Origin of the sequence: Stenotrophomonas panacihumi, assembly GCF_001431645.1 — a bacterium.
GTDB classification, from domain to species: domain Bacteria; phylum Pseudomonadota; class Gammaproteobacteria; order Xanthomonadales; family Xanthomonadaceae; genus Stenotrophomonas_A; species Stenotrophomonas_A panacihumi.
Genome location: NZ_LLXU01000088.1, coordinates 1 through 7,718, shown reverse-complemented (window position 1 = coordinate 7,718; position 7,718 = coordinate 1). Strand labels below are relative to the sequence as shown.

Here is a 7,718-nt window from a genome sequence, read left to right as displayed (position 1 = left end):
GTGATGGCGTGGCCGGCCACGGCCAAGCTGATCGCCATGTACGACTTCCGCGATTCGGAAATGACCGTCAAGGTCACCGGCTACCAGTGGATGTGGAAGTACGAGTATCTCGGCGAGAACGTCAGCTTCACCTCGCGGCTGGACCGTGAGTCCAACCAGGTGCGCCAGAGTGGCCAGGTGCCCACGGTGGCCAGCAACCCGCACTACCTGCTGGACGTGGACAACCGCTTGGTGCTGCCGGTCGATACCAAGATCCGCTTCGTGATCACCTCCGACGACGTGATCCACGCCTGGTGGGTGCCGGCGCTGGGCTGGAAGCAGGACGCGGTGCCGGGCTTCATCAACGAGGCCTGGACCAACATCGAGAAGCCCGGCGTGTACCGCGGCCAGTGCGCCGAGTTGTGCGGCAAGGACCACGGCTTCATGCCGATCGTGGTCGAGGCGCTGCCCAAGGAAGAGTTCAAGCGCTGGCTGGCCTCGCGCAAGCTCAAGCCGGCCGAGCCGGCCGCCCCTGCCGAGGCGCCCGCCGCGCCCGCGCAGGAAGCGCCGCCCGCCACCCCGCCGCAGCCCGCCGCCGGCTGAGCCGCATACCCCGCAACGATTCGCAGAGGTAGTCCATCGTCATGGCGCATTCCGCAGTCGATTCCCACGGGCACCACCAGCAGAGCTTCGTCGAACGCTGGTTCTTCTCGACCAACCACAAGGACATCGGCACCCTCTACCTGGGGTTCTCGTTCCTGATGTTCATCGTCGGCGCGGCGATGAGCGTGATCATCCGCGCCGAGTTGGCGCAGCCGGGACGGCAGTTCGTCAGCCCCGAGTTCTTCAACCAGATGACCACCGTGCACGCGCTGGTGATGATCTTCGGCGGCGTGATGCCGGCCTTCGTCGGCCTGGCCAACTGGATGATCCCGCTGCAGATCGGCGCGCCGGACATGGCGCTGCCGCGCATGAACAACTGGTCGTTCTGGCTGCTGCCGGTCGCCTTCACCATGCTGCTGGTGACGCTGGTGCTGCCGGGCGGCGCGCCCGCCGGCGGCTGGACGATGTATCCGCCGCTGATGCTGCAGGGCGGCTACAACGTGGCCTTCTCGGTATTCGCCATCCACGTGGCCGGCATCAGTTCGATCATGGGCGCGATCAACATCATCGCCACCGTGCTCAACATGCGCGCGCCGGGCATCGACCTGCTGAAGATGCCGATCTTTTGCTGGGCGTGGCTGATCACCGCCTTCCTGCTGATCGCGGTGATGCCGGTGCTGGCCGGCGCGGTCACCATGCTGCTGACCGACAAGTTCTTCGGCACGTCGTTCTTCAATGCCGCCGGCGGCGGTGACCCGGTGATGTACCAGCACATCTTCTGGTTCTTCGGGCACCCCGAGGTGTACATCATGATCCTGCCCGCCTTCGGCGTGGTCAGCGAGATCATTCCGACCTTCAGCCGCAAGCCGCTGTTCGGCTACCAGGCCATGGTGTACGCGATCGCCGCGATCGCCTTCCTGAGCTTCATCGTCTGGGCCCACCACATGTTCACCGTGGGCATGCCGCTGGGGGGCGAGATCTACTTCATGTTCGCCACCATGCTGATCTCGATCCCGACCGGCGTGAAGGTATTCAACTGGGTCAGCACGATGTGGAAGGGCTCGCTGAGCTTCGAAGCGCCGATGCTGTGGGCGGTCGCCTTCGTCATCCTGTTCACCATCGGTGGGTTCTCCGGCCTGATGCTGGCCATCGTGCCGGCCGACTTCCAGTACCACGACACCTACTTCGTGGTGGCGCATTTCCACTACGTGCTGGTGACCGGCGCGGTGTTCGCGCTGATCGCCGCGGTGTACTACTGGTGGCCGAAGTGGACCGGGCGCATGTACAACGAGCGCTGGGCGCAGTTCCACTTCTGGTGGACGATGATCTTCGTCAACGTGCTGTTCTTCCCGCAGCACTTCCTCGGCCTGGCCGGCATGCCGCGCCGCATCCCGGATTACAACGTGGTGTTCGCCGACTGGAACCTGGTCAGCTCGATCGGCGCGTTCGGCATGTTCCTCACGCCGTTCCTGATGGCCGGCATCCTGCTGTCCTCGCTGCGCAACGGCGCCAAGGCCGCCGACCGCGCCTGGGAAGGCGCGCGCGGCCTGGAATGGACGGTGCCTTCGCCGGCGCCGGCGCACACCTTCACCCTGCCGCCGGTGATCAAGCCGGGAGACCTGGCCCATGACGACATCAGCCACTGATCCGGCCGCGGCCGAGCTCGCCCAGCGCCGCCGCCGCGCGCGGCACACCGCCACGGTGGTGGCGGTGGTCGCCGTGCTGGTCTACGTCGGCTTCATCCTGACCGGGGTGCTGGGGCGGTGAACGCGCCGCTGCCGCCGACCCAAGCCAACGCCGGCCTGCTCAAGCTGGTCGGCGTGGTGCTGGCGGCGTTCGTGCTCACGTTTTCGCTGGTGCCGCTGTACCGCATCGCGTGCGAGAAGGTGTTCGGCATCCGCGTCGAACGCGGGCCGGGCTCCGGGCGCATGGCCGTGGCCACGCCGGCCGGCGAGCGCCGCGTGCGCGTGGAGTTCGACGGCAGCGTCAATTCGCGCCTGCCCTGGGCCTTCCATCCCGAGCAGGAGTCGATGGAAGTGGTGCCGGGGCAACTCAACGAGGCGCTGTACTTCGCCCGCAACGAAAGTGACCACGCGGTGGTCGGCAGCGCGGTGCCCTCGGTGGCGCCGGCGCGCGCGTCGGGTTATTTCAGCAAGACCGAATGCTTCTGCTTCACCGCCCAGACCCTGCAGGCCGGCGAGCAGCGCGACATGCCGCTGCGCTTCATCGTCGACCCCAACCTGCCGGCGGATGTCCACACGATCACGCTGTCGTACACCTTCTATCGCAATGACGCACTGACTTCCGAGCTGTCGACGGGCGCGCCGGCCGGCGCACCCAAGGCCGCGCCCTGAGTCCATCGAAACCCGATCCCGGAAACGACGCCATGGCCGAACATAGTCCCGCCGATGCCAACGCCTATTTCGTGCCCACGCACAGCCGGTGGCCGTTCATCGGTTCGATCGCGATGCTGGTCACGATGGTCGGCGTCGCCTCCTGGCTCAACGATGCCGGGTGGGGCCGCTGGACCTTCTTCGCCGGCGTGGCGATGCTGGTGGCGACGCTGTTCATGTGGTTCGGCGATGTCATCCGCGAATCCAACGCCGGGCGCTACAACCACCAGGTCGGCGTCTCCTTCCGCATGGGGATGGTGTGGTTCATCTTCTCGGAAGTGATGTTCTTCGGCGCCTTCTTCGGCGCGCTGTTCTACACCCGCGTGCTCGGCCTGCACTGGCTGGGCGGCCACGGCGACGGGGTGATGACCAACGAGCTGCTCTGGAACGGCTATTCCGCCGCCTGGCCGACCAACGGCCCCGGTGGCGTCGGTGGCCACTTCCAGACCATCCCGGCGTGGGGCCTGCCGCTGATCAACACGCTGATCCTGCTCAGCTCCGGCGTGACCCTCACCATCGCCCACCACGCGCTCAAGGCCGGCCACCGCAGCCAGCTGCTGCTGTGGCAGGGCGTGACCGTGCTGCTGGGCTGCACGTTCCTCTACTTCCAGGCCGAGGAATACCTGCACGCCTACCACGCGCTCAACCTGACGCTGGGCTCGGGCATCTACGGCTCCACGTTCTTCATGCTTACCGGCTTCCACGGCATGCACGTGGCGCTGGGCACGATCATGCTGATCGTGATGTGGCTGCGCGCCGCGCGCGGGCATTTCACCCGCGACCACCATTTCGCCTTCGAAGCGGCCGCGTGGTACTGGCACTTCGTCGACGTGGTGTGGCTGGCGCTGTTCCTGTTCGTCTACGTGCTGTAAGCGCGCACGGCCTACAGGCCGTGCGGCTTGATCCAGCCGGTCCAGATGCCGACGATGACCAGCACGATCAACGCCACCGACAGCGCGATGCGCCGCGTGAGCGCGTTGACCGTGCGCTTGCTGTCCTCGCGGTCGGTCAACAGGTAGTACAGCCCCGCGCCGAGTTGCCAGACGATGACCAGCAGGAACGCGACAATCAGCAGGGTCTTGAGCGAGTCGTTCACGACGGTCCCGGGGGCCGGTAGGGAAGCCGCATTGCACTCCTTTTGCCGGCGGCTGTCATGACGCGCCACCACACGCCGCGCTGGGGCTGGCTGCTGGCGCTGGCGGTCGCCGCCGCGTTCGCGATGCTCGGCCGCTGGCAACTGCAGCGCATGCACGAGAAGGAAGCGCTGCTGGTGCAGGCCAGCCAGGTGCGCGCGCACCCGCGCACGCTCGACGAAGCCCTGGCCCGGCCGGAGACGTTGCAGTGGGTGAGCGGGGAGGTCGAACTGCAGCCGCAGCAGGTCCTGCTCGACAACCAGCTGCGCGACGGCCGCGCCGGCGTGCGCGTGTACCAGCCCGCGCGCAGTGCCGCCGGCCACTGGCTGCTGGTGGAGCTGGGCTGGTGGCCGTTGCCGCCGGATCGCCAGCTGCCCACGCTGGCGCCGATCACCGGCCGGCAGTCGGTGCGCGGCCTGCTGGCGCCGCCGCCCTCGGCGGGCCTGCGCCTGGGGCCGGCGATGAGCCCCACCGCGCAGCCCTCGACCTGGCTGGCCACGCGCATCGAACCGGCGGCGATCGCCACCACCACGGGCAGGCGCGACATATCGTCGCAGGTGCTCCGGCTCGATCCCGCGCTGCCGCTGGGCTACGCCCGCGACCTCGACGTGCTGCCCAACACCTTGCCGCCCGCGCGGCACCTCGCTTACGCCGTGCAATGGTTCGGCCTGGCCGCCGCGGTGCTGGCCACGCCCCTCGTGCTGGCGTGGCGCCGCCGCCGGATCCGCCGGCAGGCGCGGATCGCCTCACCGTGAGAAAATCCCTCGCATGACCTCTCCTTCCCTGGCGACGCCCGCCTCCGGCCGACGTGGCCGCGGCAAGCTGATCGGCCTGTTCGCCCTGTTCTTCGGCACCCTGCTGGTGGCCGGGATCCTGCGCTTCAGCGGCTGGCAGCCTGCTGGCCACCGCAACCACGGCGAAATGCTTTCGCCGCCGGTGGACCTGCGCGCGCGCGCGCCGCGGCTGGCCGACGGCACGCCGTACGCCTGGAACCCGCAGGCGCGCACCTGGCGCGTGGTGCTGGCCCCGGCGCCGGACTGCGGCGCGGCGTGCGTGACGCTGGCCGCCGACATCGACCATGCCTGGCAGATGCTCGGCCACAATGCCGACCAGGTGGAGGTGCTGTGGCTCGGCACCCCGCCGGCCGGCCTGCCGGCGATGTCCGAACTGCGCGTGCTGCAGGCCGACCCGGCGCTGCGCGCGGCGCTGCCGCGCGTGGACGATGCGCAGGGCACGCCGGTGTACGTGATCGACCCCAATGGCTTCGTGATCCTGCGGTACGCCCCCGGCTTCGATGCCGGCGGCCTGCGCCAGGACCTGGCCAAGCTGCTGAAACTGATGTGAGTTGACTGGATGAACCTGTTTGCGCGCCCGGCGCTGTTCCGGCATTTCCACCGCATGGCCTGGCTGGCGGCCCTGATGACCGCCAGCACGATCATGTTCGGCTCGTTCGTGCGTTTGTCCGACGCCGGGCTGAGCTGCCCGGACTGGCCCACGTGCTACGGCCGCGTCACCTGGCCGCAGACCGCCGACGAAGCCAACGCGCACGTGGCCAGCAAGATCCGCCCGCTGGAAACGCACAAGGCGTGGCGCGAGCAGGTGCACCGCTTCCTGGCCGGCGCGCTGGGCATCGAGATCCTGGTGCTGGCGCTGCTGGCGGCGCGTCGCCGCCGCGCCGGCATCGCGCAGATCGTGAGTGCCGCGGTGCTGGTGGCGTTGTCGATCCCGCTCTACATGTCCGGGCAGCACGAGGCCGGCGCGGGCGTGGCTTTGGCGGGCGTGGCGATCCTGCTGTTCGCGGCGATGCGCTGGTCCAACGAGGACCTGGCGCGCGTGGCGGTGCTGACGTTGTGCACGGTGATCTTCCAGGCGCTGCTGGGCATGTGGACGGTGACGTTGCTGCTCAAGCCCATCGTGGTGATGGGCCACCTGCTCGGCGGCATGCTGATGTTCGCGCTGCTGGTGTGGATGGCATGGCGCGCGACGCACCTGCCGATCACCCTGGCCGACGCGCAGCGCCTGAAGTGGATGGTGCGCGTGGGCGTGGTGTTGCTGGTGGTGCAGGTATCGCTCGGCGGCTGGGTCAGCGCGAACTACGCGGCGCTGGCCTGCGGCGGCGGCGACTGGTCGGCGGACAACTTCCCGCGCTGCGTGAGCCAGTGGTGGCCGCCGCATGATTTCGCCGAGGGCTTCACCCTGTGGCGCGGCATCGGCGTGGACTACGAAGGCGGCGTGCTCGATGGCGCCTCGCGCATCGCGATCCAGATGGCGCATCGCCTGATGGCGGTGGTGGCGGGCCTGTACCTGCTGTGGCTGTCGTGGCGGCTGGCGCGCACGCCGAGCATGCGCGGCTGGGCCGCGGCGCTGGGCCTGCTGGTGGTGCTGCAGGTGACGCTGGGCATCCTCAACGTCAAGCTCGCCCTGCCGCTGGCAGTGGCGGTGATGCACAACGGGGGCGCGGTGGCGCTGCTGTTCGTGCTGGTCAGCCTGCTCGCGCGCCTGCGCGCGCCGGAGTGATGGCCATGGTGAATGTTCGCGACTATTGGGACCTGACCAAGCCGAAGGTGGTGGCGCTGATCGTGTTCACGGCGCTGGTGGGCATGTGCCTGGCGATTCCAGGCATGCCGACGGCCGAGCAGGTGCGTGCGGGATTGCTGGGCTTCCTGGGGATCTGGTTGGCGGCCTCGGCCGCGGCGGCGATCAACCAGTTGCTGGATGCGCAGATCGACGCGCAGATGGCGCGCACGTCTTGGCGGCCGCTGGTGGTGGGCAAGGTGAAGCCGGCGCAGGTGCTGGTGTTCGCGGGGATCCTGACGCTGATCTCGATGGCGATCCTGGTGCTGTGGGTCAACGTGATCACGGCGGTGCTGACGTTCGCGTCGCTGATCGGCTATGCGGTGATCTACACGGTGTACCTGAAGCGGGCGACGCCGCAGAACATCGTGATCGGCGGGCTGGCCGGCGCGGCGCCGCCGCTGCTGGGGTGGGCCGCGGTAACCGGCATGGAGGGCCCGTGGGACTGGGGCTATTCGCTGCTGCTGGTGCTGATCATCTTCCTGTGGACGCCGCCGCATTTCTGGGCGCTGGCGATCTTCCGCCGGGCGGATTACGCGAAGGCGTCCATTCCGATGCTGCCGGTGACGCACGGGGTGGAGTACACGCGGCGGCAGATCTTCCTGTATTCGGTGCTGCTGGCGGTGTCGACGCTGCTGCCGGTGGTGTTCGGGATGAGCGGGGTGCTCTATCTCGGCGGGCTGGTCGTGTTGAACGGGATGTTCATGTGGTACGCGTGGCGGATCCAGTCGCCGCCGGACGAGCTGTTCTCCATGAAGATGTTCCGGTATTCGATCATCTACCTGATGGCGCTGTTTGCGTTCCTGCTGGTGGATCACTACTTGTTGTTCTTGCTGCCGCCGCCTATGGCTGTGCAGTAGGTGGTGATTTGTGGGGCGGTCGGTGGCCGCCCTTTTTGGTTGTGCGGTGCTTTGTGGTTGGGGCTTTGGCCTTCGATGTTGATCGGCTGGTTGTGGTTGTGTGCACGGCCTGCGGGGGCGGGGCCCTTTCGGGACACGCCGTGAACCCATCCATGGGGGCTCGTCGGCGCCATCCA

10 protein-coding genes are annotated in these 7,718 nt (G+C 68.2%); 9 read left to right on the top strand and 1 reads right to left on the bottom strand.

The genetic code is table 11. From position 1 onward, the window contains the following. From coxB to ARC20_RS11360, 5 genes are all read left to right on the top strand, one after another. Positions 1-582, top strand: a 582-nt coding sequence (gene coxB / locus ARC20_RS11375) for a cytochrome c oxidase subunit II (protein WP_081418161.1), incomplete at its 5' end; no start/stop codon positions are given. A gap of 41 nt (positions 583-623) precedes the next feature. Further along, on the top strand, positions 624-2,228 hold the full coding sequence (gene ctaD, locus ARC20_RS11370) for a cytochrome c oxidase subunit I (protein ID WP_057647177.1): 1,605 nt from the start codon (positions 624-626) through the stop codon (positions 2,226-2,228). Continuing rightward, the gene (locus ARC20_RS18635; RefSeq protein ID WP_181360141.1) at positions 2,209-2,349 is read left to right on the top strand and encodes a hypothetical protein; all 141 of its coding nucleotides are present in this window, start codon (positions 2,209-2,211) and stop codon (positions 2,347-2,349) included. Before ctaD ends, ARC20_RS18635 begins: the two co-directional genes overlap by 20 nt. After that, a complete protein-coding gene (locus ARC20_RS11365) occupies positions 2,346-2,936 on the top strand; it encodes a cytochrome c oxidase assembly protein (protein WP_057647176.1) in 591 nt (196 codons plus the stop codon). Before ARC20_RS18635 ends, ARC20_RS11365 begins: the two co-directional genes overlap by 4 nt. Before the next feature lie 32 nt (positions 2,937-2,968). After that, entirely contained in the window at positions 2,969-3,847 is an 879-nt protein-coding gene (locus ARC20_RS11360; protein ID WP_057647174.1) for a cytochrome c oxidase subunit 3, read from the top strand. Between the two features lie 11 nt (positions 3,848-3,858). Here the strand turns inward: ARC20_RS11360 and ARC20_RS11355 are convergent, their stop codons facing one another. Then, positions 3,859-4,071, bottom strand: coding sequence for a twin transmembrane helix small protein (locus ARC20_RS11355; protein ID WP_057647172.1), 213 nt, complete (start codon positions 4,069-4,071; stop codon positions 3,859-3,861). A 57-nt stretch (positions 4,072-4,128) separates the two neighbouring features. Between ARC20_RS11355 and ARC20_RS11350 the strand changes: the two genes are divergently transcribed. From ARC20_RS11350 to cyoE, 4 genes are read left to right on the top strand one after another with little or no spacing between them, the layout of a single operon-like run. Next, the gene (locus ARC20_RS11350; RefSeq protein WP_057647170.1) at positions 4,129-4,863 is read left to right on the top strand and encodes an SURF1 family protein; all 735 of its coding nucleotides are present in this window, start codon (positions 4,129-4,131) and stop codon (positions 4,861-4,863) included. 13 nt (positions 4,864-4,876) lie between these two features. Then, complete coding sequence (locus ARC20_RS11345; protein WP_057647167.1) at positions 4,877-5,452, top strand: hypothetical protein; 576 nt, start codon at positions 4,877-4,879, stop codon at positions 5,450-5,452. Positions 5,453-5,461: 9 nt separating this feature from the next. Next, positions 5,462-6,625, top strand: coding sequence for a COX15/CtaA family protein (locus tag ARC20_RS11340; protein ID WP_057647166.1), 1,164 nt, complete (start codon positions 5,462-5,464; stop codon positions 6,623-6,625). Positions 6,626-6,630: 5 nt separating this feature from the next. Beyond that, positions 6,631-7,542, top strand: a complete 912-nt coding sequence (gene cyoE / locus ARC20_RS11335) for a heme o synthase (protein WP_425478493.1) — start codon at positions 6,631-6,633, stop codon at positions 7,540-7,542. Positions 7,543-7,718: the final 176 nt, after the last annotated feature.